This is a genomic window from Limosilactobacillus mucosae DSM 13345, assembly GCF_001436025.1.
Lineage (GTDB): Bacteria > Bacillota > Bacilli > Lactobacillales > Lactobacillaceae > Limosilactobacillus > Limosilactobacillus mucosae.
Genome location: NZ_AZEQ01000014.1, coordinates 23,179 through 49,826, shown reverse-complemented (window position 1 = coordinate 49,826; position 26,648 = coordinate 23,179). Strand labels below are relative to the sequence as shown.

At 47.5% G+C, this 26,648-nt stretch carries 26 protein-coding genes; 24 read left to right on the top strand and 2 right to left on the bottom strand.

The features are described from left to right. The first annotated feature begins 23 nt into the window (after positions 1–23). The 18 genes from metG (at position 24) to FC47_RS07110 (ending at position 18,724) form a co-directional block, all read left to right on the top strand. Complete coding sequence (metG, locus tag FC47_RS07195) at positions 24–2,048, top strand: methionine--tRNA ligase (protein ID WP_056968497.1); 2,025 nt, start codon at positions 24–26, stop codon at positions 2,046–2,048. Then, the gene (locus FC47_RS07190; RefSeq protein WP_006499379.1) at positions 2,048–2,842 is read left to right on the top strand and encodes a TatD family hydrolase; all 795 of its coding nucleotides are present in this window, start codon (positions 2,048–2,050) and stop codon (positions 2,840–2,842) included. The genes metG and FC47_RS07190 overlap by 1 nt, the downstream gene beginning before the upstream one ends. Positions 2,843–2,853: 11 nt before the next feature. Beyond that, positions 2,854–3,426, top strand: a complete 573-nt coding sequence (gene rnmV / locus FC47_RS07185) for a ribonuclease M5 (protein WP_006499380.1) — start codon at positions 2,854–2,856, stop codon at positions 3,424–3,426. Further along, positions 3,416–4,309: a 16S rRNA (adenine(1518)-N(6)/adenine(1519)-N(6))-dimethyltransferase RsmA gene (gene rsmA, locus FC47_RS07180; protein WP_056968496.1), complete on the top strand. Its 894-nt coding sequence runs from the start codon at positions 3,416–3,418 to the stop codon at positions 4,307–4,309. The genes rnmV and rsmA overlap by 11 nt, the downstream gene beginning before the upstream one ends. Positions 4,310–4,399: 90 nt before the next feature. After that, positions 4,400–4,642 carry a Veg family protein gene (locus FC47_RS07175; RefSeq protein WP_006499382.1) on the top strand — a complete coding sequence of 81 codons (243 nt, stop codon included), beginning with the start codon at positions 4,400–4,402 and terminating at the stop codon, positions 4,640–4,642. 153 nt (positions 4,643–4,795) lie between these two features. After that, on the top strand, positions 4,796–5,647 hold the full coding sequence (gene ispE, locus FC47_RS07170; RefSeq protein WP_056968509.1) for a 4-(cytidine 5'-diphospho)-2-C-methyl-D-erythritol kinase: 852 nt from the start codon (positions 4,796–4,798) through the stop codon (positions 5,645–5,647). A gap of 326 nt (positions 5,648–5,973) precedes the next feature. After that, positions 5,974–7,197, top strand: a complete 1,224-nt coding sequence (gene arcA, locus FC47_RS07165) for an arginine deiminase (RefSeq protein WP_006499384.1) — start codon at positions 5,974–5,976, stop codon at positions 7,195–7,197. Positions 7,198–7,502: 305 nt separating this feature from the next. Further along, positions 7,503–8,924, top strand: a complete 1,422-nt coding sequence (locus FC47_RS07160; RefSeq protein ID WP_006499385.1) for a basic amino acid/polyamine antiporter — start codon at positions 7,503–7,505, stop codon at positions 8,922–8,924. A 191-nt stretch (positions 8,925–9,115) separates the two neighbouring features. Next, positions 9,116–10,024, top strand: coding sequence for a metal ABC transporter solute-binding protein, Zn/Mn family (locus tag FC47_RS07155; protein ID WP_048344763.1), 909 nt, complete (start codon positions 9,116–9,118; stop codon positions 10,022–10,024). Between the two features lie 2 nt (positions 10,025–10,026). Further along, the gene (locus FC47_RS07150; RefSeq protein WP_034539073.1) at positions 10,027–10,692 is read left to right on the top strand and encodes a metal ABC transporter ATP-binding protein; all 666 of its coding nucleotides are present in this window, start codon (positions 10,027–10,029) and stop codon (positions 10,690–10,692) included. Then, the gene (locus FC47_RS07145) at positions 10,685–11,479 is read left to right on the top strand and encodes a metal ABC transporter permease (protein ID WP_056968495.1); all 795 of its coding nucleotides are present in this window, start codon (positions 10,685–10,687) and stop codon (positions 11,477–11,479) included. Before FC47_RS07150 ends, FC47_RS07145 begins: the two co-directional genes overlap by 8 nt. A gap of 266 nt (positions 11,480–11,745) precedes the next feature. Beyond that, a complete protein-coding gene (gene purR / locus FC47_RS07140) occupies positions 11,746–12,591 on the top strand; it encodes a pur operon repressor (protein ID WP_006499389.1) in 846 nt (281 codons plus the stop codon). A 6-nt stretch (positions 12,592–12,597) separates the two neighbouring features. Next, positions 12,598–13,965: a bifunctional UDP-N-acetylglucosamine diphosphorylase/glucosamine-1-phosphate N-acetyltransferase GlmU gene (glmU, locus tag FC47_RS07135; protein WP_056968494.1), complete on the top strand. Its 1,368-nt coding sequence runs from the start codon at positions 12,598–12,600 to the stop codon at positions 13,963–13,965. A gap of 71 nt (positions 13,966–14,036) precedes the next feature. Then, positions 14,037–15,020: a ribose-phosphate diphosphokinase gene (locus FC47_RS07130; RefSeq protein ID WP_056968493.1), complete on the top strand. Its 984-nt coding sequence runs from the start codon at positions 14,037–14,039 to the stop codon at positions 15,018–15,020. Between the two features lie 102 nt (positions 15,021–15,122). After that, the gene (locus tag FC47_RS07125) at positions 15,123–15,854 is read left to right on the top strand and encodes a hypothetical protein (RefSeq protein ID WP_056968492.1); all 732 of its coding nucleotides are present in this window, start codon (positions 15,123–15,125) and stop codon (positions 15,852–15,854) included. 29 nt (positions 15,855–15,883) lie between these two features. Continuing rightward, entirely contained in the window at positions 15,884–16,636 is a 753-nt protein-coding gene (locus FC47_RS07120) for an NUDIX hydrolase (protein WP_056968491.1), read from the top strand. 65 nt (positions 16,637–16,701) lie between these two features. Then, positions 16,702–17,256 carry a cysteine hydrolase family protein gene (locus FC47_RS07115; RefSeq protein WP_056968490.1) on the top strand — a complete coding sequence of 185 codons (555 nt, stop codon included), beginning with the start codon at positions 16,702–16,704 and terminating at the stop codon, positions 17,254–17,256. Between the two features lie 22 nt (positions 17,257–17,278). Next, positions 17,279–18,724: a nicotinate phosphoribosyltransferase gene (locus FC47_RS07110; protein ID WP_006499395.1), complete on the top strand. Its 1,446-nt coding sequence runs from the start codon at positions 17,279–17,281 to the stop codon at positions 18,722–18,724. A gap of 98 nt (positions 18,725–18,822) precedes the next feature. Here FC47_RS07110 and yidA read toward each other — a convergent pair whose 3' ends face one another. Together yidA and FC47_RS07100 are read right to left on the bottom strand one after the other, a co-directional pair. Next, positions 18,823–19,650, bottom strand: coding sequence for a sugar-phosphatase (yidA, locus tag FC47_RS07105; RefSeq protein ID WP_006499396.1), 828 nt, complete (start codon positions 19,648–19,650; stop codon positions 18,823–18,825). 19 nt (positions 19,651–19,669) lie between these two features. Next, positions 19,670–21,022: an HD domain-containing protein gene (locus FC47_RS07100; RefSeq protein ID WP_006499397.1), complete on the bottom strand. Its 1,353-nt coding sequence runs from the start codon at positions 21,020–21,022 to the stop codon at positions 19,670–19,672. A 126-nt stretch (positions 21,023–21,148) separates the two neighbouring features. On the opposite strand from FC47_RS07100, the gene FC47_RS07095 reads away from it, so the two are divergent. The 6 genes from FC47_RS07095 (at position 21,149) to FC47_RS07070 (ending at position 26,597) form a co-directional block, all read left to right on the top strand. After that, positions 21,149–21,580 carry a YwiB family protein gene (locus tag FC47_RS07095; protein WP_048344767.1) on the top strand — a complete coding sequence of 144 codons (432 nt, stop codon included), beginning with the start codon at positions 21,149–21,151 and terminating at the stop codon, positions 21,578–21,580. Positions 21,581–21,650: 70 nt separating this feature from the next. After that, positions 21,651–22,232 (top strand): DNA-directed RNA polymerase subunit delta, encoded by a 582-nt coding sequence (gene rpoE, locus FC47_RS07090; protein ID WP_109588365.1) that lies wholly within the window; start codon positions 21,651–21,653, stop codon positions 22,230–22,232. 162 nt (positions 22,233–22,394) lie between these two features. After that, positions 22,395–24,002 (top strand): CTP synthase, encoded by a 1,608-nt coding sequence (locus FC47_RS07085; protein WP_056968489.1) that lies wholly within the window; start codon positions 22,395–22,397, stop codon positions 24,000–24,002. A 198-nt stretch (positions 24,003–24,200) separates the two neighbouring features. Further along, on the top strand, positions 24,201–25,460 hold the full coding sequence (locus FC47_RS07080; protein WP_006499401.1) for a UDP-N-acetylglucosamine 1-carboxyvinyltransferase: 1,260 nt from the start codon (positions 24,201–24,203) through the stop codon (positions 25,458–25,460). A 103-nt stretch (positions 25,461–25,563) separates the two neighbouring features. Continuing rightward, complete coding sequence (locus tag FC47_RS07075; RefSeq protein WP_033935267.1) at positions 25,564–25,809, top strand: type B 50S ribosomal protein L31; 246 nt, start codon at positions 25,564–25,566, stop codon at positions 25,807–25,809. Positions 25,810–25,895: 86 nt separating this feature from the next. Next, positions 25,896–26,597, top strand: a complete 702-nt coding sequence (locus tag FC47_RS07070) for a class A sortase (RefSeq protein WP_033935248.1) — start codon at positions 25,896–25,898, stop codon at positions 26,595–26,597. The last annotated feature ends 51 nt before the right edge of the window (positions 26,598–26,648 follow it).

Sequence of the window (26,648 nt, the reverse complement as noted above, 5' to 3'; positions counted from 1 at the left end):
CCGTATTAGAAAGAAGGGCCAACATGGCTGAACAAAAACCAACCTACTACATTACGACACCAATCTATTATCCATCTGGCAAGCTGCACATCGGCAATTCCTACACCGAAGTTGCCTGTGACGCTGAAGCCCGCTTTAAGCGTCTGGATGGCTATGACGTTTTCTTCTTGACGGGGACTGACGAACATGGTCTCAAGATTGAAGAAAAGGCTGAAAAACTGGGGATGGAACCCCAAGCCTACGTTGACGAGATGGCAGCCGGCATTAAAAAACTGTGGAAAAAATTGGAAATCTCCAATGATAAGTTTATTCGGACCACGGATGACTATCATGAAAAAGCCGTGCAAAAGATTTTTCAAAAGTTTGTTGACCAAGGCGACATTTACAAAGGTGAATACGTTGGCTGGTATTCGGTTGACGATGAAGAATACTTTACGGAAAGTCAGCTGGCTGAGGTCTACCGTGACGAAGCCGGCAACGTGATTGGCGGTAAGGCACCATCTGGCCATGAGGTGGAACTGGTCAAAGAAGAGTCCTACTTCTTTAAGATGAGCAAGTACGCGGACTGGCTGATGAACTACTACAAGGAACACCCTGACTTTATCGAGCCTCATACGCGGATGAACGAAATGCTCAAGAACTTCTTGGAACCTGGTCTGGAAGATCTAGCCGTTACGCGGACCTCGTTTAACTGGGGTGTTAAGGTACCAAATGACCCTAAGCACGTCGTTTACGTCTGGATCGATGCCTTGTCCAACTATATTACGGCACTGGGCTATGGTAGCGATGACGACAGCCTGTTTAAGAAATACTGGCCAGCTGACGTGCACATGGTTGGTAAAGAAATCGTACGTTTCCACACCATCTACTGGCCAATCATGCTGCATGCGCTGGGATTGCCATTGCCAAAGCACGTCATCGGTCACGGCTGGCTGACGATGAAAGATGGCAAGATGAGCAAGTCTAAGGGCAACGTGATCTATCCTGAAACACTGGTTGATCGTTATGGCCTGGATGCTACGCGCTACTACCTGCTGAAGGCAATGCCATTTGGCAACGATGGCGTGTTCAGCCCGGAAGACTTTGTCGACAAGGTTAACTTTGATCTGGCAAATGACCTTGGGAACCTGCTTAACCGGACCGTTGCCATGATCAACAAATACCAAGATGGCATCTTGAAGAGCGAAAATGCAGCGGCCACTGACTACGATCAGGATCTGGAAGCCACGGCAGCTCAAGCCTTTGACGAATACAAGGACTTGATGGACAAGACGCACTTTGCTGATGCATTGAGCGCAATCTGGAAGCTGATCTCGCGTGCTAATAAGTACATTGATGAAACTACGCCATGGCTGCTGGCTAAAGATGAAACCAAAAAAGACGAGCTTTCTGACGTCATGACGCACCTGGCCAAGAGTCTGCGCATGGTAGCCGCAATGCTGCAGCCGATTATGACGCACGCGCCAAAAGAAATTATGGATCAGCTCGGCCTGCCAAAAGAAGATATCGCCTTGACTGACCTGTCATTTAACGACTTCCCAGCTGAGGTTAAGGTCGCAGCTAAGGGAACGCCAATCTTCCCACGTCGTGATGTTGAAGAAGAAGTGGCCTTTATCAAGAGTCAGATGAGTGCCAACCAAAAGGCCAAGGGTCGCAAGGCAATGGCTGAGGCTGCCGAAAAAGCCAAGGCGCAAGCCCAGTTGCCAGAAATGAAAAAAGATATTCGAATTGACGTTTTTGACAAGGTGGATCTGCGGGTTGCTCAAATTAAGGCTGCTGATCATGTTGAAGGTGCCGACAAGCTGCTTAAGTTCCAACTGGACGATGGCACGGTTGAGGGTCGCCAGATCTTGTCTGGAATCGCGCAATGGTATCCAGATCCAAGCGTCCTGGTCGGCAAGAAGGTCTTAATCGTTGCCAACTTGAAGCCTCGTAAGATGCGCGGCGAGTTGAGTCAAGGCATGATCCTTTCTGATGAGGATGCTGCTGGCAACGTTCAAGTCGTAACGGTACCAGAAAACATGCAGCCAGGGACGACGGTCTGCTAATGACTGGACTAAAACCTGAATTAAAGATCTATGATTCGCATACGCATCTGAATGACGATGTCTTTTATGATGATGTACCGGCTTATCTGGCACGGGCTCATCATTTTGGCGTTGTTGAAATGAATATGATCGGCTCTAATGAACTGCTTAATCAGCGGGCCATTGAGCTGGCGCACCATTATACAGGACTGCATGCCGTGATTGGCTGGCATCCAGAAGATGTTGCCCGCTTTAATGCAAAAGCAGAAGAACTGCTCTTAGAACAGCTGACGGATTCAGTCGTTGTGGGAATTGGTGAAATCGGTTTGGACTACTTTAACGATGAACATTCGCCACATGACGTGCAGAAACAAGTCTTTGAGCGTCAGTTAGCGATTGCTAGGGACTTAAAGATGCCGGTTTCGATCCATTGCCGTGACGCCTTGGCTGATACCTATCAAATCCTCAAAAACGCGCACGTGGAGGAATTTGGCGGGGTTATGCATAGCTTTAACGGCGATGTGGAATGGATGCAGCGCTTTTTGGATCTGGGCATGGAGATCTCCTACAGTGGCGTTGTGACGTTCAACAGCGCTAAGGACGTTCAAGCAGCCATGCTGGCAACACCGCTCGATCATCTGTTGGTCGAGACCGATGCTCCCTACCTGACGCCAGTGCCATATCGTGGTCAGCGAAATGAGCCGGGCTTTACGCGGTTTACGGTTGAAAAAATTGCTGAGCTGCGCGAAAAATCACCAGAAGATGTTGCCAGGGCAACGTATGAGAATGCCAGTCGATTATTTTTGAATCATTAATGAAAGGCCTTATGGAAAAGATTAAAGAAGTCATCGTTGTCGAGGGCAAGGATGATACCAAACAAATTGCTAAGGCCGTCAACGCCGACACGTTTGAGACAAACGGGTCGGCGTTGTCGTCAAAAGACCTTAGACAGTTAGCAAAACTACAAGCAGCACGTGGCTTGATCGTTTTTACGGATCCTGATTTTAATGGCGAACGGCTGCGCAAGATTATCAGTCAAGCCGTTCCAGGCGTCAAGCATGCCTTCATCAGACGTGATCAGGGCGTGCCGGATGAAGCACATGGCAGCCTAGGCGTTGAGCATGCCGATCCGGCAGTTATCAAGGAAGCTTTGGCACACGTTTATACCCAAGAAACCGCGCCAGCAACGGTGATTACGACTGCCATGATGCGTCAGGCCGATTTGATGGGTGACAAAAATGCCCGTGCTCGGCGCGAGCGGCTTGGGCAGCTGTTGGGAATCGGCTATGGAAATGCCAAGCAGATGCAAAAACGGCTTAATATGTTCCGCATTAGTCAAGAACAGTTTGAAAATGCCATTGAAAAAATCAATCAGGAGGAAAAAATCGATGAGCAGTAATCCGGAAATCGGCAGTCTGAATCGGACCCGAGCCATTATGAAAGAATATGGCATTCACGCTAAAAAGGGCTTTGGTCAGAATTTTTTAACGGATCTCAACGTCTTAAAAAATATCGTTAAAGCAGCTGCTATTACCAAAGAAGACAATGTGATCGAAATCGGGCCTGGACTGGGTGCTTTGACTGAGCAGCTGGCACAGGCTGCTGGTCAGGTGGTGGCTTTAGAAATCGATACGGATCTGCTGCCGGTTTTGGATGAGGTGCTTTCTCCGTACGACAATGTTAAAGTGCTCAACCAAGACGTGCTGAAAGCAGATCTGCCAGCGCTGATTCAAGAACAGTTCGCTGATCCGAGCCGGCCGATTAAAGTGGTTGCCAATCTGCCTTACTACATTACCAGTCCAATTTTAATGGGCTTATTGGAAAGCCCGGTTGCCTGGTCGGCGATCTGCGTTATGATGCAAAAAGAGGTTGCTCAGCGTTTAACGGCTCAGCCAGGAACCAAGGAATACGGCTCGCTGACGCTGGCGATTGAGTATCGCATGCAGGCTCGGATTGCATTCGGGGTTTCGCGTCACGCCTTTGTACCAGCGCCTAACGTAGACTCGGCAATCGTGGTTTTAACGCCGCGTACTCAACCGTTAGCTGCTAAGCCATATGACGAAGGAAAATTCTTCGGTTTCGTAAAGAATTGTTTTGCTCATCGTCGCAAGAGCCTGTGGAACAACCTCAAACCCCTGGCTGGCAAGGATGCTGATAAACAGGTTGTTATTCAGAATGTGCTGGCAGAGTTAAGCATCTCACCGCAGCTTCGACCAGAGAAGTTAACCTTGGAGCAGTTTATTACTTTAGCTAATCAACTTCACGCCCAAAAACTACTTTAAAAAATAAATTGCTTTTTGGGATGTCTTGTGATAAAATTTGACTTTTTAAAGATTCTTGCCGTATAATGTTTCTTTGTGAGGTGAGAATACATGCCAACGACAATTGCAGGCATCAAGGAAAAGCTTGATGCACAGGTAGGCCAAAAAGTACTGGTCACGGCGCAGGCTGGTCGTAAAAAGGTTACCCAGCGTCAAGGCATTTTAAGCGAGACGTATCCAGCAATCTTTATCGTTAAGCTTAACAAGCGTGAAGGTTCTTTTGATCGGGTTTCTTACAGTTATGCCGATCTCTTGACTAATAATATTTCTTTGACATTCGAAGAAGCTGAATAACTCAGTAAAAGCATCGTGTTTAACGCGGTGCTTTTTTGTTTAGCAGCAAGGGAATCCTTAAGGCTGGCTTTAGTCTTTGAGCAATAGTTGCAACTCGGTTAGCCACATTTGTATAATAATTAAAATTACTTGTCAAAAAAGGGGGGTATGACCTTGATCATAACTGAAAAAGCTCCCGCCAAAATCAATCTGGCTTTGGATACCCCGATGCGTTATATTGATGGTCTGCCGCGCTGGAATATGGTGATGAACTCCATTGATCTCGCGGATTACGTTACAATTGAGACGTACCAGCATCAGCATCGTATCAAGGTTTATACCGACAGCAGCTTTTTGCCTAATGACCAGCGCAATCTTGCCTACCAGGCTGCCCATATTCTTAAAAATCGTTTTCACATTGATGAGGGCGTGACGATCAAGATTCAAAAACGAATCCCAGTGGCAGCTGGCTTGGGCGGTGGCTCATCAGACGCAGCGGCTGTCTTACGAGCACTTAATCAAGGCTGGAATCTGGGACTTTCTTTAAGAGAGCTTGCTCAGCTGTCGCTTTCGATCGATTCTGACGTGCCCTACTGCGTCTACAGTCAGACCGCCCATGTAACGGGACATGGCGAACAGGTCGAGGTATTAAGACCGTTTCCGCATTACTGGGCAGTCGTGGCCAAGCCTAAGATCAGCGTTTCGACACCAACGATTCTGCGGCAGATCAATTATGAAAAGCTGCAGCATCTGGATGTTGATTCGTTGGTTGACTGTATTCAAAACGGTCGCTGGCAGGAATCGTTTGCTTATATGGGCAATGTTTTGGAGCCGGTCACGATGAATGAATATCCCGAGATTCGTCAGCTCAAGCAGCGTATGGAAAAGCTGGGGGCAGACGTGGTTCAGATGAGCGGCACAGGTCCAACCGTTTTTGCGCTTTGTCATAATGAGTCAAGAGCACGCCGGCTGCATAACAGCTTATGCGGTTTCTGTCGGGAAGTATATTTAGCCATGCTTTTATAGTCTAAGAGCGTCAGACGCGTTGCAATGCGGTTTGACGCTCTTTTATTCATTTTGCAATTATAAGTAATGAACAATAGCTGTCTTTACAACTATTAGTCCATTTAAAAACAGTCATTTTCAAAATTTTTTAAAAAATGATATTCTCATTCTATGCATTATTCTACTAAAATATATTCATAAATTGATTGCATAAGCATATTTAAGAAAACGTATTCATTTTATATTAAACAGTCGTTAAACCGTTGATTTTAAAGGATTGACAACGCTTACTTAACGGGTTATATTAAGAACGTAGTCAAGTAAGAAAACAAAGGAGTGACTGTATTATGCCAAGTCCAATTCATGTAACTTCGGAAATTGGCAAGCTGAAGACGGTTATGCTGCACCGGCCTGGTCGTGAAATTGAAAACATTACGCCAGATTCGATGTACCGTCTGCTGTTCGATGACATTCCATATCTGCCAATCGCGCAAGAAGAACACGATTACTTTGCTCAAACGCTGCGCGACCAAGGCATTGAAGTTCTCTATTTCGAAAAGCTGGCTGCTGAGGCACTGGCTGACCAAGACGTTAAGGAAGAATTCGTTGACCGCATGGTTGCTGAATCCGGCTACGCAGCTGGTTTGATCCACGACGTTTTGAAGGAATACCTGTTGGCCATGAATACGCAAGACATGGTTAACAAGATCTTCGAAGGGGTTCGTCGCGAAGAAATCGATCTCCCACACATGACGCTACAACAAGCTGCTGAAGACACTGAATGGCCATTCGTAATGGACCCAATGCCAAACGCATACTTTACGCGTGACCCACAAGCTTCAATCGGTGACGGTCTTTCCATCAACCGGATGACGTTCCCAGCTCGTCAGCGTGAATCCTTAATCACTGAATACATCATCAAGCACCACCCACGGTTTGCAGGTCAAGTCAATGTATGGCGCGACCGCAACCACGAAACGCACATTGAAGGTGGGGACGAACTGGTATTAAGCGACCACGTATTTGCTATCGGTATTTCCCAACGGACGACTGCCGATGCAATCGAAGACATCGCTAAGAACCTGTTCAAGAAGTCAAACTACGACACGGTCATTGCCATCAAGATTCCGCACAACCACGCAATGATGCACCTTGACACTGTCTTTACGATGATCGACTACGACAAGTTTACTGTTCACCCAGCAATCTTGGACGAAAACGGTCATGTTGACAACTGGGTACTGCACCCAGGCAAAGACGGCGAAATTACGATGGAACACCACACGGACATCAAGGAAGTGCTTAAGAAGGCCCTGAACAAGGACGACATTGACTTGATCCCAACTGGTAACGGTGACCCAATCATCGCTGCCCGTGAACAATGGAATGACGGCTCTAACACGCTGGCCATCGCACCTGGTGAAGTTGTTACCTACAATCGTAACTACGTATCCAACGATCTGCTGCGCAAGCACGGCATTTTGGTTCACGAGGTTCGTTCAAGCGAATTGTCTCGGGGTCGTGGTGGTCCACGTTGCATGTCCTGCCCAATTGTTCGTGAAGACCTCTAAAAGCAGGCATGCGGCTTGACCGCATTAAAACAGGCGCCGATCAATGAGATTTGGTGCAGATTAAAAGCGAAAGTTGGATCATCGCGATATGAATTCGCAACGGTACGACTTTCGCTTTTTTCGATTAAGAATTAAAATAATATTAGACAATTCTCAATCATTTATTTTTTAAGGTGTGTAAGGGTTCAGAGGTGGGCGATTGAGTAGGAGTCGAAGTGTTTTTAAGTTATTTAAGCGGCTTTAGGTTTGATTAGTTTAATGATGAGTGTTCTAGTCGATCTATGAATAGAAACGAGGGGATATTTATGGATACTCAAAAGAAAGGTATCGGTAAGGGCGAACTGATTGCCCTGATCGTTAGTTCATGTATCGGTACCGGTATTTTCGGGATTACCAGTGACGTTGCGGCTGCGGCTGCTCCAGGCCCAGCTCTTTTAGCTTGGCTGTTCGTTGCCTTTGGTTTCCTGATGCTGGTGCTTTCTTTAAACAACCTGTCCAACAAGCGGCCTGACCTACAAGGTGGGATCTTTGCCTATGCTGGGGAAGGTTTCGGTCCGCTGGGTGAATTTATTTCTGGCTGGTCCTACTGGCTGTCAGCTTGGCTGGGTAACATTGCCTTTGCTACGATGCTGATGAGTTCAATTGGGACTTTCATTCCAACTTTTAAGGGCGGTCAAAACGTTCCATCAATTATTGTTGCAATTATTTTCTGCTGGCTGTTAACGATCCTGGTTAACAATGGTGTTGAAAGTGCCACCTTCGTCAACATGATTGGGACGATCTGCAAGATTGTGCCGCTGATCATCTTCATCATCATCATGTTTGTCTGCTTCAAGGGCGGCATGTTTACGGCTGACTTCTGGGGCAAGGTTGCAAGCAACGCCACTAAAGGAACGACGACGGGTTCGGTCTGGACTCAAATGAAGGGTACGCTGATGACTCTGATCTGGGTATTTATCGGGATCGAAGGGGCATCAGTCATGGCTCACCGTGCTAAGTCGCGTTCTGAAGCCGAACAAGCTTCGGTTATCAGTTTCATTCTGCTGGTAATCATCTACGTTCTGATTTCAATCCTGCCATACGGTGCGCTGACGCGGGCTCAACTGGCCGGCATGGGTCAGCCTGCTTTGGGCCACGTTCTGGAAATGACGGTTGGCCACTGGGGCGCGGTATTGATCAACGTTGGTCTGATCATCTCAACAATCGTTTCCTGGCTGTCTTGGACGATGCTGCCAGCTGAAACGACGATGCTGGTTGCCGATGACAAGGCAATGCCAAAAGCTTGGGGCAAGGTTAACTCCAAGAACGCGCCAACGACTTCTTTGATGATCACGGGCGTTTTACAGACGATCTTCCTGTTCTCGCTGCTGTTTACGGAAAAGGCTTATGAATTTGCCTACTCGCTCTGTGCTGCCGCAATTTTGTTCTCCTACCTGTTTGTTGGTCTCTACCAGATGAAGTTGAGTTCCGAACGTAAGGAATGGGGTCAATACACGGTCGGTCTGCTTTCTGCGCTGTTCATGTTTGCCTGCATGTTCCTGGCTGGTTGGCAAGAAGTTCTGCTGGTTACGATCAGCTTTATTCCAGGCTTCTGTGTCTACTACGCTGGCTGCAAGGAAAACAATCACAAGTTCTCCAAGGCTGAGCTGTGGACGATGGGCCTGATTCTGGTATTGAGTGTTATTGCCATCGTATTGGTATTCAATGGCACGATTACCATTAGCTAGCAATTTTTAACGGATGGTCGTCATTGACTGAATCAAGACTATTTAAAGGCTTAAAGACGAATTTAAATCGTGTTGGAATTTCTCCAGCACGATTTTTTTATATAAAGGATTGCGCTGACGTACAAAATTAGGTAAGATAGTCACTGTTGTTAAATCGTAATTATTACTATTTATTTTTGTGAGGTGAAAAGATGGATCGACGCTTTTGGAAAATCGTGGCTGGCTTGAGCTTGGCATTGGCGGTGATTTTTGGTCTGGCAGCTACTGACTGGCATCCGCAGCAAAAATCACAGCGGCCGATCAAAGTCGTTGCCAGCCTGAATTTTTATGGCGAAGCTGCCCAGGCCGTCGCGGGAAAATATGGCCAAACTGTTTCCGTAATCGATAATGCGGCGGTTGACCCGCATGAGTATCAGCCGGCGACCGTTCAAGCCGAGCAGGTTGCCAAAGCGAATGTTGTGATTTTAAATGGTCTGGGCTATGATCAGTGGATGAATGATCTGGTTAAGGCTAATCAAAATGGATCACAAACGGTCGTTAACGTCGGCAGACAGATCGCCGGCCAAAAGAATGGTGCCAACGAGCATGTCTGGTACCGACCACAGACGATGAAAAAACTGGCGTACTATCTGGCAAAAAAATATGCCAAGCTTGATCCTAAGCATAAACAATACTATTATCGCAATGCCAAAAAATATGTCAGTTCATTGACAGCGATTGATCAGCAGATTGAAAAATGCCGTCAGCTGGCTCAAAAACAAAAAGTTGACGTCAGCGAGCCGGTTTTTGATTATGCCTTAGAGAATCTAGGCTATCAGATCAATGACCGTCATTTTGAAAAAGCAATTGAAGATGGCAACGATCCATCGCCAAAGGATATTCAGCAGCTGCAGCAGGATATTCAAGAGCATCGGATCGCATTCTTTGTTAATAACAAACAGTCGCAGAGCAAGACGATCGACAACCTGGTCGCACTGGCTAAAGAAAATCACGTTCCAGTTCTTAACGTTACCGAATCCCAGCCGAATGGCAAAACCTATCGGCAATGGATGTTGGGGCAGTATCGGCAGCTCTATCGAATCCTACAGCGAGGTGAATGATCATTTCTCTTATTACAGTTAAAAACCTGACTTTAGCTTATGGTGATAAGAATATCGTTGACGACTTAAGCTTTTCTTTGGCGCCTGGCGATTTTCTGGTCGTGATTGGTGATAACGGCGTCGGCAAGACCACGCTGGTAAGATCGCTTTTGGGACAGCTCAAGCCTAAAAAAGGCGTGATTGAGATGCCTGACAAACTGAAGATCGGCTATGTTCCTCAGTTTCGCAATCTGGATGAAGAATATCCCTTATCGATTAAAGACTTTGTCGCTTTAAATGCCGGCAAAAGTCTGCGCCCATGGCTGAATCAAAAAGAACGCCAGCAGCTGCACCATATTTTAGAGCTGACGGATCTGACACGCATTCAGGATCGCTTGTTGGGGCAGGCTTCGGGCGGTGAAAAGCAGCGCGCCTACCTGGCACAGGCACTGCTTGGCAATCCGCGGCTTTTGATCTTGGATGAGTCAACAGCCAGTCTCGATAATGAAATGAAATATGAGCTTTTAGACTTGGTAGCCAAGTTGCAAAAGCAGGGACTCAGCGTCATCTTTATTACGCATGACTGGGATCTGGCTCGCAGTTATGGCACGCGCTATCTAAAGATGATGCCGGATAGCTATCAGACCGGATCGATTGAAGAATTCCGACAGGGGGTTAAAAATGTTTGAGTTGAGCTTTATGCGCAATGCGTTTATGGCCGGCACGTTTATCGCCATTGTCAGCGGGACGATTGGCGTTTTTGTGATGGCACGCAGCATGTCTTTTCTGACGCACACACTGTCAGAAATCGGGTTTGCTGGGGCTTCATTTGCGGTTTTTGCAGGGTGGCCGGCATTAAACGGGATGCTTTTGTTCACCATGCTTAGCTCGGTCTTAGTGGGTCAGATGAGCATTAAGGAGTCTCGCCGCGAAGCTGTTATCAGCGCGGTCTCAGCTCTTTTCATCGGCTTAGGGATCTTGTTTTTGTCGCTTTCCAGTCAAACGGCCAGCTCAGCCACCAGCATTCTGTTTGGCAGCGTGGTTGGGATCAGCAGGCAAGAGGTCTGGCAGCTGGTGGGCCTGTCGCTTTTGGTGATGGTGGTCGTGATGATTGGCTACCGCCAGCTGAAGTTTGATTCGTTTGATGCTGTCGGTGCACGGGTTAACGGCATCAACAGCACGCTGATCTCGGTCGTCTTTTTGCTTTTGCTGGCATTAAGCGTCAGTGTGGCAGCTCAGATCGTTGGTTCGCTGCTGATCTTTATTCTGCTGACGCTGCCTGCTGCCAGTGCCAAGTATTTTACGCATGGCGTGGCCAAGATGATCGTTTTGGCAATCCTATTTGCCATGCTGGGAACCTGGCTGGGATTGTATCTGGGATATTTGACCAACTGGCCGGTGAGTTTCTTTATTGCGGTGATTGAAGTAATGATTTATGTGACTGCTTTGATTTTTCAGCACTTGGTCAATGATTAGCAGAAAGTGTTAAAATAAAACACGGCTCAAGCTTTGGGCGGTGTTTTTTATTTTCGGTCGCATCAGCCATCCGCTGGCAATCTAAGTCCGGAATTTCTCTTTTTTGCTTGATTAAATCGGTTAATCCTTTTAGGTGGCGCTGTCATCGTGATTGTTTGCCGAAATAGCTCTTAAGATTCTGAATAAAATTGCGGTAAAAGACGAACTATTATGTTATGATTTGAAGGTATCAATAATTATTAGCTCAAGTAAAAGAGGGAAATCACATGAAAGTCAGACGCAGTAATCGCTTGGTTGATATGACGCGCTATTTGATGGAACATCCACGGACGCTGGTTTCATTGAAGTTTTTTGGCGAACGTTACGGCTCGGCCAAGTCATCAATCAGTGAGGATCTAAGCATCATTCGGCGGACGCTGCACACTTGGGGCGTCGGTCGTCTGGAAACCCTGCCTGGTGCCAGTGGCGGGGCCCGTTTGACGCTGCTCTACTCTGAAGAAAATGCTGCGCGGGTCATTGATGATCTGGTTAAGGCGGTTGACGATGACAGCCGGCTCTTACCAGGTGGCTATGTCTATCTATCGGATCTTTTGGGACGGCCGGACGTGCTTCGCGAAGTCGGCCGTTTGATTGCGACTCAATATGTTGACGATGACGTTGACGTGGTAATGACGGTCGAGACGAAAGGAATTCCGATTGCTCAAAGCGTAGCGATGTATTTGAACAAGCCATTTGTAATCGTACGTAACAGCTCTCACATTACGGAAGGCTCAACGGTCAGCGTCAATTATGTCTCGGGTTCGTCACAGCGGATCAAAAAAATGGAGCTTTCACGGCGGACGCTTAAAGAAGGTGCCAACGTAATCGTCGTGGATGACTTTATGAAGGGTGGCGGTACGCTGAACGGGATGAAGTCGCTGATTGAAGAATTCGGTGCTCATCTGGTCGGCATGACGGTCTTTGCAGAGGGTCAATTCAGTGGTCAGCGCTTGGTTGACGGCTGCACTTCATTGATCAAGGTTCAGGCCGTTGACGATACGACCAATAAAAAAATCACTGCTCAGCCAGGCAGCTATATGGAAGCCGTATTTGGCAATAAAAAGGAGAAATAAATAAAAATGACGCAACGCAATGCAATTATTCTCGCGGCCGGTAAAGGTACGCGGATGAAGTCCAAGCTTTATAAAGTGTTGCACCAAGTGTGTGGCAAAACGATGGTTGAACATGTCTTAGGTCAGCTGGAAGAAGCTAAGATCGACAACATCGTGACGGTGGTTGGCTATGGTGCCGAAACCGTTGAGCAGACGCTGGGCAATCGGACCAAATATGCTTTGCAAAAACAGCAGCTGGGGACTGGTCATGCGGTTATGCAGACTGAATCGCTGCTGGGTGATCAAGAAGGCGAGACGCTGATCGTCAGTGGGGATACGCCTTTGTTTACTGCCGCAACCTTCAACAAGATGTTTGAATACCATGAGCAGCGTCATGCGGCAGTTACCATTCTGACTTCAGTGGCACCTGATCCGACTGGCTATGGCCGCATCGTTCGCAATGACGTGGGGATCGTTGAGCGGATCGTTGAACAAAAAGATGCCACGCATGAAGAACAGGAAATTCATGAAATCAATACTGGTGTCTACTGCTTTGACAATCAAAAGCTGTTCCAGGCCCTTAAGCTGATCAATAATGACAATGCCCAAGGCGAGTACTACTTGACGGATGTCATCGGCATTTTAAAGAACCATGGCGAAATCGTCACGGCTTATCGAATGGCTGACTTTGACGAATCAATGGGGGTCAATGATCGCGTTGCCTTGGCGCGGGCCAACAAGATCATGCGTAAGCGGATCAACACCCGCTTGATGAAAGACGGCGTCACTATGGTTGATCCAGGAACCACTTATATCGATGCCGACGTTAAGGTGGGCCGCGATACGGTAATTGAAGGCAACGTTGTGATCAAAGGCAATACCACGATTGGCAGCGACTGCTTTATCGGCGCTCACTCAGTCATCAAGGATTCAGTTCTGCATGATGACGTCAAGGTCTATGCCTCAACGCTGGAAGAAGCGGAAATGCACACCGGATCAGACGTTGGCCCCAACAGTCATCTGCGTCCTCAGGCTGAGATCGGCAAGGGTGTTCATATCGGCAACTTCTGTGAGATCAAGAAAGCCTACATTGGCGAAAATACCAAGATTGGTCATTTGAGCTATGTTGGCGATGCTACTCTGGGTAAGAACATCAACATCGGCTGTGGCGTGGTCTTTGTCAACTATGATGGCTCCAAGAAGCATCACACCAACGTTGGCGATCATGCCTTTATCGGCAGCAACTCTAACATTGTGGCTCCTGTCAATATTGCCGAAGACTCGTTTGTTGCGGCTGGGTCTACGATTACGGACAACACGGAACGTTTTGACATGGCGATTGCCCGAGCACGGCAGGTCAATAAACCGGATTATGCTAAGAAGCTTCCCTGGTAACAGTTGCTTTTTGGGCTTTAAATCAATATGATTAGAGTGATAGAAAAAGTATGCAGATTTCGGAGGACCCCATGAAAGAACGTTATGCTGACCCTAAATTAAAAATCTTTTCCTTAAATTCCAACCGCCCACTGGCTCAAAAAATTGCCGATGAGGTAGGCGTGGAATTAGGTAAGCTTTCGGTTGACCGCTTTAGTGATGGCGAAATTCAAATCAATATCGAAGAAAGCGTCCGTGGCGATAATGTTTATGTTATTCAATCTACTTCAGCTCCCGTAAACGATAACCTGATGGAACTGATGATCATGATCGATGCCTTGCGTCGGGCAAGTGCCAATACGATCAACGTGGTCTTGCCTTACTACGGCTATGCTCGGCAAGACCGGAAAGCGCGGAGCCGAGAACCAATCACGGCTAAGCTGGTTGCCAATATGCTGCAGAATTCCGGCGTGACGCGGATTGTTGCCCTTGATCTGCACGCTGCTCAGATTCAAGGTTTCTTTGACATTCCAGTCGATCATTTGATGGGGGCACCGCTTTTGGCTGACTACTTTATCAATGAGGGCGTGGCTGCCAATGCCGTTGTCGTTTCGCCAGACCATGGTGGGGTTACGCGAGCACGGGCCCTGGCAGAGTTTCTCAAGGCGCCGATTGCTATCATTGATAAGCGGCGGCCACGGCCAAACGTTGCCAAGATTATGAATATCATTGGGGACGTCAAGGGCAAGAAATGTATCATGATTGATGACATGATTGATACTGCCGGTACGATTTCCAAAGGTGCGCAAGCCTTGATGGATGCCGGTGCAGAAGAAGTCTATGCTTCAGCTACGCATGCCGTTTTGTCGGGCCCAGCAATTGAGCGCTTGGATAATTCACCGTTAAAACAGGTCGTGGTTACGGATTCGATTCAGCTGCCTGACGAAAAGCAGATTGACAAGATCGTGCAGGTTTCCGTGGCTCCGCTGATTGGTGCGGCAATCAAGCGAATCAATGAAAATCGTCCTGTTAGTCCGTTGTTTAACAATCGTTTTGAACAGGCTAACGAAGATTAAATCTAATCAAAAGAGTCGCTATCTAAGCGGCTTTTTTGATTTTGGGACTAAAAGGCGGTCCATGGTATAATAGTCGAGGCAAGACGAAAAAGGAGCAAAAAAATGAATTTTAAAACTTTGCTGAAACGCTTGATGCTGGGCACGGTTACGGTTGCAGCCGGGATTAGTTTGGTTGGCTGCGGCAGCTCGACCAGTACGCAGTCAAGCGAGTCGTCATCTGAGTCGTCACAATCAACGACCAAGACGACGGCGGCTTCCAAGGCCCGCGATCAAGCCAATAATCAGATTATGTCTGGTCAGTATAAGGAAGCCTTAAAAACGCTGCTGGCGGTCAAGAAGCCAGATTCGCAGACGCGCAGCATGATTAAAGATCTGCAGAAATACTTAGCGGCTCAAGATGCCTATAATGATCAGGAATATGATGAAGCCGTCAACGATCTCAGTTCGGTATCATCAAATTCCAAACCGATGCGTTCGGCATTCATCAGTATGAAGAACAAGGCTAAGCAGGCTCAACAGGCAGCTTCTGCCAGTTCCTCTGCTCAAAGCAGTCAGGCTAACTCCAGCAGCTCAAGTACGACGGCATCATCCAGCTCAAGTTCCAGTTCGGCGGTCAATTCGGCAGCAGCCAGTCAGACCGGCATGGACGTAATCAATGCGTTTGCGGCTAAGATGAACTTTAACCAGTCAAGCTACGGGATTATTCCAGAAGGCAAGGATGGCGACGTATATACTTTTGAGGTTCGCCAAAACAACGATGATAATACCGTTGCTCATTTGATTGGTATCTATCAGTACAACGCTGCTACTGGCGCAGTTACCAAAATCAATTAACCAGTCTAAGTAAGAAGGCGAGAAATGGCATGAGTGAGGAAATCATTGCCCGTCCGTTGATTACGATCACCAATATCATCTGGAGCTTTAATCGGCAGACGCATGAGATGCAGCTGCTTTTGATCAAGCGGTCTGAAGCACCATTTAAAGATGCCTGGGCGCTGCCGGAAACGCTGCTGCGGAGTACGGAAAGTGCCGATGATGCCGCATTGCGCTTGATCAAGGATAAAATCGGGCTTGAGGTTCGGTCAACGGCAACGGAACAATTGGCAACGTTTACCGCGCCGCACCGATCAGTCGGTGAGCGGGCATTGGCGTTGGCGTACATGACTTTTTTGCCGGCAATGCCTAAGCTTAAGCCGGGATATGGTGCCGTTGCCGCCGAATGGTTTGCTTTTGAGAATTTTGGTCATCATTACTTATTGAGTGATGGCAGGCATCGGTTTGATCTTTCAAATACCTCACAGGCACTGGCGTTTGACCATGATCAAATCGTTACTACGGCTATTCAGCGCATTCGCAACAAATTGGACTATCAGCCAACGGTTCTGCAGGTATTGGGACCTACGTTTACGCTTAAAGAGGCACGCGAGGTCTATGCGCCATTTTGGCAGCTGACGGCAGATCAGATTGATAATTCAAATTTCCGCAAGACGCACCACCATCTTTTTAAAGAGGTTGGGACAGCAACGATTCGCAAGCGCAGCGGTCGACCACCCAAGATATATTCGTTGGCGAGCTTGCCAAATCCGTTGGAAAGGAGTAAAGTTGACAGCAATTAAAGTCAACTTTACTTTTTTTACGAAAATTAAAGTAATTTGTACTTTTATTTAAAGAGGTGAGACAAATGGCAAATGAAGCATTGCTGATTATTGACTACACCAATGATTTTGTGGCTGATGACGGCGCGCTGACTTGTGGCCAGGCTGCTCAGGCTTTAGACGAGCACATTACACAATTGGCAGATGATTTTCTAAAGGCTGGCAAGTGGGTCTATCTGCCGACTGACGTTCATCATCAAAATGACCCGTACCATCCTGAAAGTCGGCTTTATCCACCCCACAACATCAAGGGAACCTGGGGACGCGAGCTGTACGGCCGGCTTGGCAAATGGTATCAGAAACACCAAGATGATGAGCATGTCGTTTTGCTGGATAAGACGCATTACTCATCGTTTTGCGGGACACCGCTTGATCTGCGGCTGAGGGAAAGAAAAGTTGACACGGTGCATTTGGCGGGTGTCTGCACGGATATCTGCGTTCTGCACACGGCGATTGCGGCATATGATCTGAACTATCAAATCGTGGTTCACGAAAAAGCCGTTGCGACCTTTGATCCGGCTGGCCAGGTTTGGGCGATGAAGCATTTTAAGAACGTTTTGAACGCTCAGATAGAAGATTGAAAGAAGTTTAGGGAGAAGAGAAATGGCAATGTCTGAAGAATTATTGACTGATCTGTATGAATTTTCAATGGCGAATGGCTATTATGCGACCCTGCCGCATGATCAAGAAGCGGTTTTTGACGTCTTTTACCGTAATGTTCCTGATAATGGCAGCTTTGTCATTGCGGCTGGGTTGGCTCAGGTCGTTGAAGCGCTGCAGAATTTTCATTTTACGGATGATGACATCAGCTATCTGCGTTCATTGAATCTATTTTCGACTGGCTTTTTGGACTATCTGGCCAATTTAAAGTTTTCCTGCACGGTCCGAGCAATTCCAGAGGGGACGCCGGTCTTTCCGCGTGAACCAATGCTGACGGTCAAAGGGCCATTGCTGCAGTGTCAGCTGCTGGAGACGTTCGTATTGAACATCTTGAATCATCAGTCACTGATTGCCACTAAGTCGCGACGGATCTGTGCCGCTGCTGAAGGCCGTGCAGTCATGGAATTTGGCGCGCGGCGGGCACAGGGACCTGATGCCTCAGTCTTTGGTGCACGAGCGGCGGTAATCGGCGGGTGTACCAGTACCTCCAACTGCCTGGCAGCTAAGAAGTTTGGCCTGCAGGCGGCTGGGACGATGGCACACAGCTGGATTGAAAGCTATCCTGATGAGCTGACGGCTTTTCGCGCCTGGGCACAGGTTTATCCAGACAGTGCCTCACTGCTGGTCGACACCTATGATGTTTTGAAGAGTGGGGTGCCAAATGCAATCAAGGTCTTTAGAGAATTACGGGCTGCTGGTCATGAGCCGATTGGCATTCGGATTGATTCTGGCGACTTGACTCAATTGGCAACCAAGGCCCGGCAGATGCTGGATGAAGCTGGATTTGAAAATGCCAAGATTACGGCTTCCAATGCTTTGGATGAAACGGTGATTCAAGCATTGCTAAAAGAAGGCGCACCGCTGGACAACTTTGGTATTGGCGAAAAGCTGATCACCAGCTCGACTTCGCCAGTCTTGAGCGGGGTCTACAAAATGGCAGCGCTCAAGGTTGATGGCCAATGGCAGCCAAAGATTAAGCTCAGCAACAGTCGTGAGAAGGTTACGCTGCCAGGCGACAAAATGGTCTACCGGCTTTATCGAAAAGATACGCCGGACCAAGCCTTTGCCGATGTGATTGCCCTGGCTGATGAAAAACTGCCTGAAAAGCTCTTGGCTATTAATGCCGATCCACTGGCAACTGATGACGAGATTGAGCTGACCGATTTTGTTGCCAAGCCATTGCAGCTGGAAGTAGTCGGCGCTAATGCCAGCTCGATTGAGACCGATGTAATGAAACTGCAGGCATCGATGAAGGATCAATTGGCACAGCTGCCTAAGGCTACGCAGCGCTTGATCAATCCTGATGTCTACCAAGTCTACTTGACGCCAAAGCTGTTTGAGCTTCAGCAGCGGCTGATTAAAGAGCATCATCAAAAGGCTCAGGCTTAAAATAAACCAGTTAAAAAATCGTAAACCGACAAAAACGACGCCGCTCAAAGCAGTCTTATTGCTTTGAGCAGCGCCGTTTGTTTTTATTGGTAGATTGATCAGGCGTTTAAAACGTACTTTTCGATAGCTTCGGCAACGCCATCATGATTATTGTCATTTTCGGTAACAACGTCGGCCATCTGCAGCGTATGTGGAATCGAGTTGGCCATCGCCACGCCGGTTCCGGCAAACTCAATCATTGACTCATCGTTTTGCGCGTTGCCGATTGCCATGACGTTGTCAGCGGTCAGATTCAGCTTGTCGGTCAAGGCAGATAAGGCCACGCCCTTGCTGGTCTGTTTGTTGATCATCTCGAGGTAGAAGTCCTCACTGCGAACGACTCGGAAACGATCACTGAGTTCTTGAGGCATGTTGGCTAAAGCGGCATCGATTTTTTCTTTTTCGTCGGTCATCATGGCCTTGCCAATCGTAATCGAATCGCGCATGTGGTTCAGCTGATCCATGCTGCGGTAGCGTAATGGCATGGATACCAGATTGGATTCATAAACCGTGTATGGGTTGATATCTTGGTTAGGCGTGTAGATATAGTCGCTGGTCTCAATAATTGATGAAACGTCCTGCTTGCGGCAGTATGATTCAAAATCAATGTAGTCGTCAAAATCAACCGTGTAGTGAGCCAAAACGGTACCGTCAGTCGCCTGGGCCAAAGCACCGTTATAGCAGATAACGTATTCGTTTGCAGAATCGGCGAGTCCCAGCTGGTTGACATAGGCTTTCACGCCAGTCATCGGACGACCGGTACATAAAACGATCCGGACGTCGCGCTTAGTGGCTTCATTGATTGCGGCAACGGTTTGTGGGGTGATCTGACGCTGGTCATTGATTAACGTACCATCGATATCGATCGCGACAAGTTTAATAGACATAAAAATACCTCCTGGATCTTTAATTGGCAACGACTTGATTGTTTTTAATGCAGTGCTGAAAGGCTTCATAGATTGGCTCGAAAATCTCGATGTCATTTTGCTGAGTCAGCATCTCACGCGGGAAGAAGAAACGCTGATCGCCGGCTTCTCGGCCTGAGACGCTTGCCACCAGCGTGCTGACCTGTGACAGCTCAGTCAGCTCGCCATTTGGATAGATGAGCTCAATTTGCGTTTGCGGCTTTGAGTCTTGCGGGTTGTAGGTATCATAAGGCAGCTTATAGCTGGAGTCGACAGCGGTATAATAGTCGACGTCAAAGCCGGCCGTAGCAATCAGTTCACGCAGCTTGGGCAGCATGAAACGGGTCTGCTGATCATAGACGGCGGATTTGAATGGCCGTCGGTTGATAAAGCGCTGGGCCAGATCGCTTAAGATTTTATCGCTTGAATTCATCCAATGAATAAAATAAGTAGTCAAAACGCCATCGTCAAGCGTTAAATAGTCATTCAAGTCATAATGACCGTTAAAAAATGGCATCAGCAGTCGCGGCATAAACTCGGGCTGGTATTGACTTGGATGCTGATAAAGCCACTTGGCCCGCATCAGCAGGTGATCCAAGATGACCTCCATAGAGCGTGAAACTGGATGAAAGTAAACCTGCAGATACATCTGCAACCGACTGAGAATATAATCCTCAACAGCGTGCATGCCATTGATCTCAAAAGCAATGCCATCCTTGACCGGCCGCATCATGTGCAGAACGCGATCGAGATCGAACTTGCCGTAATTGGTACCTGTATAGTACGAATCGCGCTGCAGATAGTCCATCCGATCAGCATCGACTTGACTTGATATCATCTGAACCACCTGTGGATTTTGATAGGTGTGATCAATCACGCTGGCGACTTTTTGAGGAAAATCATTGCCGACGCGGCGCAGAATGCGATTGATATTGGTTGATTCACTGGTGATGATGCGCCGCGTAATCTGCTCGTGGTCAGTGTGAAAGATATGTTCGAACGTATGCGAGTAAGGCCCATGTCCCAGATCGTGAAGCAGTGCCGCGCAAAGGGCTACGGGGCGCTCTTGATCGTTCCACAATCCATCTTGGGGCGCTTGCTGCGGATAGTTGCGCTGAAAAAGGTTGCAGATGCGGCGCGTGATCTCATAAACGCCCAGACAATGGCCAAAACGAGAATGCTCGGCGCCATGAAAGGTCATTGAAGAGGTGCCGAGCTGCTTGATACGGCGCAGTCTCTGAAATTCCGGCGTGTCAATCAGATCAAGAATGATTTGATTGTCAACGATAATCGTACCGTGGATCGGGTCACGAAAGACTTTTTCGCGCGGCAGCTGTTCATCTTTAAATGTCATGACGAATCCTTTCTTAGAAAAAGCAGTTGGTTTAATTATACAAAATTATTATTTAGCCCGCATTGGTTGAGAAATTAAAAACAATCCGCGTATAATCAAATTGAAAAAATCGAGCAAAGGGGGCCGATGTCTATCAAATCCATTGTACCCGTTAAGGTCAGCTTAAAAACAAAAATGACTCAGGATGGTAAAAGCGATCATTATCATTTTGAAGAAGACGGCCAATTCGTTACGTTGGAAAATGGCCAGCATTATTTACGCTATGTCGAGCATCAAGGCAGTCAAGCCACGCCGGTTCAGTTTCGGTTAGCACCGGATGAGATTCATCTGGTTCGCAGCGGCGCGCAGAAGACGCATTTTCGCTTTGCCAATGGCAGCGAGCATCTGACGCACTATCAAACGGAATATGGTCGGATCGCCCTGCGTGTCGTTACCAATCGCTTGGATGCCGATTTGAATCTGGCAGCCATCGCCGGTCATGTTGAGATCCGCTATCAGCTGCTGATGCAGGATCAATTAATCGGTAACTATCAGATTCAATTGCAATTTGGCGCGTAATATCGTATTATGTAGAGTAGACTTTTTGAGACTTTTTGAAGGGATGTGCACCAGTTTGGATTTAACCCATTTGGATTTAAAGGTTTTCGATGGCCAAGACAAGTCGGAACTGTCCATGATCGAAGTAGCGCACGCTATTTTGGCTTACCATGGTGAAGCAATGGCGTTCGCTGATTTGACCAACGAGGTTCAGCAATATCTTGGTAAGAGCGATGAGGAAATTCGGGAACGGCTTTCTCAGTTCTACACGGACCTGAACGTCGATGGCAGTTTTATTTCCCTTGGTGACAATACTTGGGGCCTGCGTGCATGGTACCCATACGAATCAATCGACGAAGCCACGGTTGGCGAAAACGAAGAAGAAGAAGATCGTCCAAAGAAGAAGCGTCGCAAAGTCAATGCCTTCTTGGCAGGGGCTGACGATGACGATGACGTTATCGACTACGACAATGATGACCCAGAAGATGACGATCTGGCCGACGTTGATGATGAAGATGACGGCGACGGCGAAGAAGAAGATTACGACAACCCAGATTACGATGAAGACAATCCACTCGCCGATGACGATGAGGACACCAATCTGGAAGATCAGCTCTCATCAGAAAACTTTGATGATGAAGATGACGTTGAAGACGATGATGACGAGGAATAAATAATACATCGCTCTTGACTAACCTGTTTGGTCTTTGTATTATTTTACTTGGGCTCCCAAGTTTATCTTGGGACTTTTCGTTTTAAAAAGCTCCCTGTTTCAGTGAAATGGGGAGCTTTTTTGTATTAGAGAACCGGACGCAGTTCCAAAAGGAGAGAAATAATGACTAAATACATTTTCGTAACTGGTGGGGTTGTTTCATCATTGGGCAAAGGGATTATCGCTGCATCTCTGGGTCGATTGCTGAAAAACCGGGGTCTGAAAGTGGCCATTCAAAAGTTTGACCCATACTTGAACGTGGACCCTGGGACGATGAGCCCTTACCAGCACGGTGAGGTTTTCGTTACTGATGACGGTACGGAAACTGATTTGGACTTGGGACACTACGAACGGTTCATTGACAACAACCTCAACAAGTATTCCAACGTTACGACCGGTAAGATCTACTCAGAAGTATTGCACAAGGAACGGCGCGGCGACTATCTGGGACGAACCGTTCAAGTAATTCCACATATTACGGATGCTATTAAAGACAAGATCAAGCGGGCCGGCGAAAGTACGGATGCTGAAATCGTGATTACCGAAATCGGTGGGACGGTTGGTGATATTGAATCACAGCCATTCATGGAAGCCATTCGGGAAATGAAAAAGGATGCCGGTGCCGAAAACGTACTCTACATTCATGCTACGCTGATTCCATACCTGCATGCCGCGGGCGAAATGAAGACTAAACCAACTCAGCACAGCGTTCGCGAACTGCGTGGTCTGGGGATTCAGCCAAATATTTTGGTCGTACGGACGGAAGCACCGGTTACTGACAGCATGCGCAAAAAGATTGCCATGTTCTGTGACGTTGATGAAAATGCCGTTATCGAATCCCGCGATGTCAAGGTATTGTACGAGATTCCGCTGAAGCTGCAAAAACAGGGCATGGACCAGCTGGTAGTCGATCACTTTGGTCTTGACGTTCCAGAAGCCGATATGCGCGACTGGACCAATATGATTCACCATATTGAAAATGGTCTGACCAACACGGTAACGATCGCCATGGTTGGTAAGTACACTGATCTGCAGGATGCCTACATTTCAGTTAATGAAGCATTGCGCCATGCCGGCTACCCAGTCAATGCCAAGGTTAAGATCGATCACTTCAATTCTGAGGACATCAATGACGAAAACGTTGCCGAAAAACTGGGCAAGTACGATGGAATCTTGGTACCAGGTGGATTTGGCTCACGTGGGGTTGAAGGAATGATTGCTGCCATCAAGTATGCTCGTGAAAACGATGTGCCATACCTAGGGATCTGCCTTGGGATGCAGACGGCCTGCATTGAATTTGCCCGCGATGTGCTAGGCTACAAAGATGCCAACTCAACTGAATTTAATCCAAATACTGAACATAACATCATTGACCTGATGCCGGATCAAGAAGATGTTGAGAACATGGGCGGTACGCAGCGGCTCGGCTCTTACCCATGCAAGCTTAAGGCAGGAACCAAAGCAGCAGCTGCCTATGACAACAAGACGATGATTCACGAACGGCACCGGCACCGTTATGAATTTAACAATGAATACCGTGAAGCCATGGAAAAAGCTGGTCTGGTGATCTCGGGGGTTAATCCAGATCGGAACCTGGTTGAAGTCGTTGAACTGCCTAAGAACAAATTCTTCGTAGCAGCTCAATACCACCCAGAGTTCCTGTCACGACCAAACCGTCCCGAAGGCTTGTTTGCCGCATTCGTTAAGGCAGCTGCCGAAAATCAAAAATAATTAGTCTGTATCATAAAAAACGACGCGATCAGAGATGGTCACGTCGCTTTTTAGACTAGCGGCACGTAAGTTATGAAGATTGTTTGAAAAGGTTGTAATTTAGCGGTTTATTAATTATTATTAAAGCTGACTGTTTTAAAAATAAAGAAAGATTCAACTAAAAACAATTATCAATTTGTAAGCGAGGAAAACACAATCATGAAAAAAATGATCATTCAAGGAGGAAACCGACTTTCGGGCGAAGTTACCATCGGCGGAGCCAAGAACAGTACCGTGGCGTTGATTCCGGCGGCAATTCTGGCCGATACGCCTGTTCAGTTTGATACCGTGCCGGATATCTTGGATGTTCACAATCTGATGATTATTTTGGAGTCAATGAATGTTAAGTCATCATTCAAGCATGGCGTTTTAAACATTGATCCCACTCAAATCATGGAAGCTGAACTGCCCAGCAAGGCGATCAAGAGTCTGCGGGCTTCCTACTACTTCATGGGAGCCCTGCTTGGCCGCTTTCACCGAGCAACGGTAACTTTCCCAGGTGGCGACAACATTGGTCCGCGGCCGATCGACCAGCACTTGAAAGCTTTCAAGGCTTTAGGCGCCAACGTCAGCGAGTCGGGCGGTACCGTTAAGATGGACGCGCCAAACGGACTGCATGGCACGCGGATCTTTATGGATATGGTTTCGGTCGGCGCTACGATCAACGCGGTTTTAGCAGCGGTGAGAGCCCAAGGAACCACGATCATCGAAAATGCCGCGCGCGAACCAGAAATCGTTGACCTGGCAACCTTCTTAAACAATATGGGAGCTAAGATTCGTGGGGTTGGGACCGATACGATTCGGATTACCGGTGTCGATACGCTGCAGTCAATGAACACGCATACGATCATTGCCGACCGGATCGAAACTGGGACTTATCTGTCATTAGCAGCTGCGATGGGGGATGGGGTCATGTTAAACAACGTGATTCCCGAGCACTTGGAAGCTTACACCAGCAAGCTGATCGACATGGGCGTTGACTTGCAGATCGACAGTGATAAGATCTATGTTCCCAAAACGGATCATCTAAAGCCAATCAGCGTCAAGACGATGCCTTATCCTGGTTTTGCCACTGATCTGCAGCAGCCATTGACGCCACTGCTTTCTAAAGCGGCTGGTGAAAGCACGATTGTTGATACGATCTATCCAAAGCGGGTCAAACACATCCCAGAACTGCAGAAGATGGGAATGGATATTGAGGCACAGGATGGTCGGATCGTGGTTCGCCATACTGAAAAGCTGCATGGCGCTGATGTCAAGGCTGGCGAGATTCGTGCCGGGGCCTCATTGATGATTGCCGGATTGATGGCTGATGGCGAAACGGTTATTCATGACGCGGACCACATCCTGCGCGGCTATGACCGAGTTGTTTGGAAACTCAACCGGCTGAATGCCAACGTTAGGATTGAAGAAGAATAGAAAATGACAGAGTAGTTGCAAGTTGAACAAAGATATGTTAATCTGTGAAGGTTGATTATCTATGTTTCAGGCAATGATTCATGGCAAAAGGAGCGTAAAATTTATGAAACAAGGAATTCATCCAGATTACCACTTGGTAGTTTTTGAAGACTCAGCAACCGGCTACAAGTTTATCTCCGGTTCTACGGCTACTTCTCGCGAAACCGTTAAATGGGAAGACGGCAACGAATACCCACTGATCCGGGTTGAAGTTACCTCAGATTCTCACCCATTCTACACGGGCAAGCAAAAGTTCACGCAAGCCGATGGTGCCGTGGACAAGTTCAACAAGAAGTACGGCCTCAAGTAAGCCGCATTTTGGCAAAAAGTCTCACTGCTGGATTTTTCCGCGGTGGGACTTTTGTTTTATCATTATAAAAGTCGAGGAAACTAAATATGCATCGCAAGTTAAACTGGCTGCGCTGGACCGTTGCCGTAATCCTGTTTGTCGTTGGACTGGCTTTGATTTTTAATCAGCAGATCAAGTCGGCTTTGGTTGACAGCTATCGACCGACCGTTACGCGGCAGGCTGTGGTTAAAAATCAAAAGAAAAAGGCCAGCTATGATTTTGACAGCGTCCAGGATCTTAGCCTACAAAGCGTCGCAGCAGCGCGGGCTAAAAAACAGGATATTAATGTAATTGGCGAGATTGCCATTCCTGATATTGATATGGTACTGCCGATTGCCAAAGGGGTCGACAATACCACATTAGCCTTGGCTGCCGGCACGATGCGCGAAGACATGCAGATGGGGAAGGGCAACTATGCCTTGGCTGGACACAATATGGCCAATGGCAGCAAAATCTTGTTCTCACCGCTTTATTACCATGCCAAAAAGGGCCAGATGATCTATCTGACCGATATGAAGCGGGTCTATGAGTATCGAATCTATCAGCGCAAGTTCATCAAGGCAACCGACGTTCAAGTGGTCAACGACACCAAAAATGCCATCGTCACTTTGATTACCTGTGATGATACCGGTAAAGGACGTTTGATGATCAGAGGGAAACTGGTCCGCAGCGAGAAGTTCTCTCAAGCACCTCAAAAAGCGCAAAAAGCTCTCAGCAGCAAGTATACAACGGGACGCGATCAAGAATAAAAAAGGATCAGACGTGGTTATCTACGCCTGATCTCTTTTTGCTTATGATTG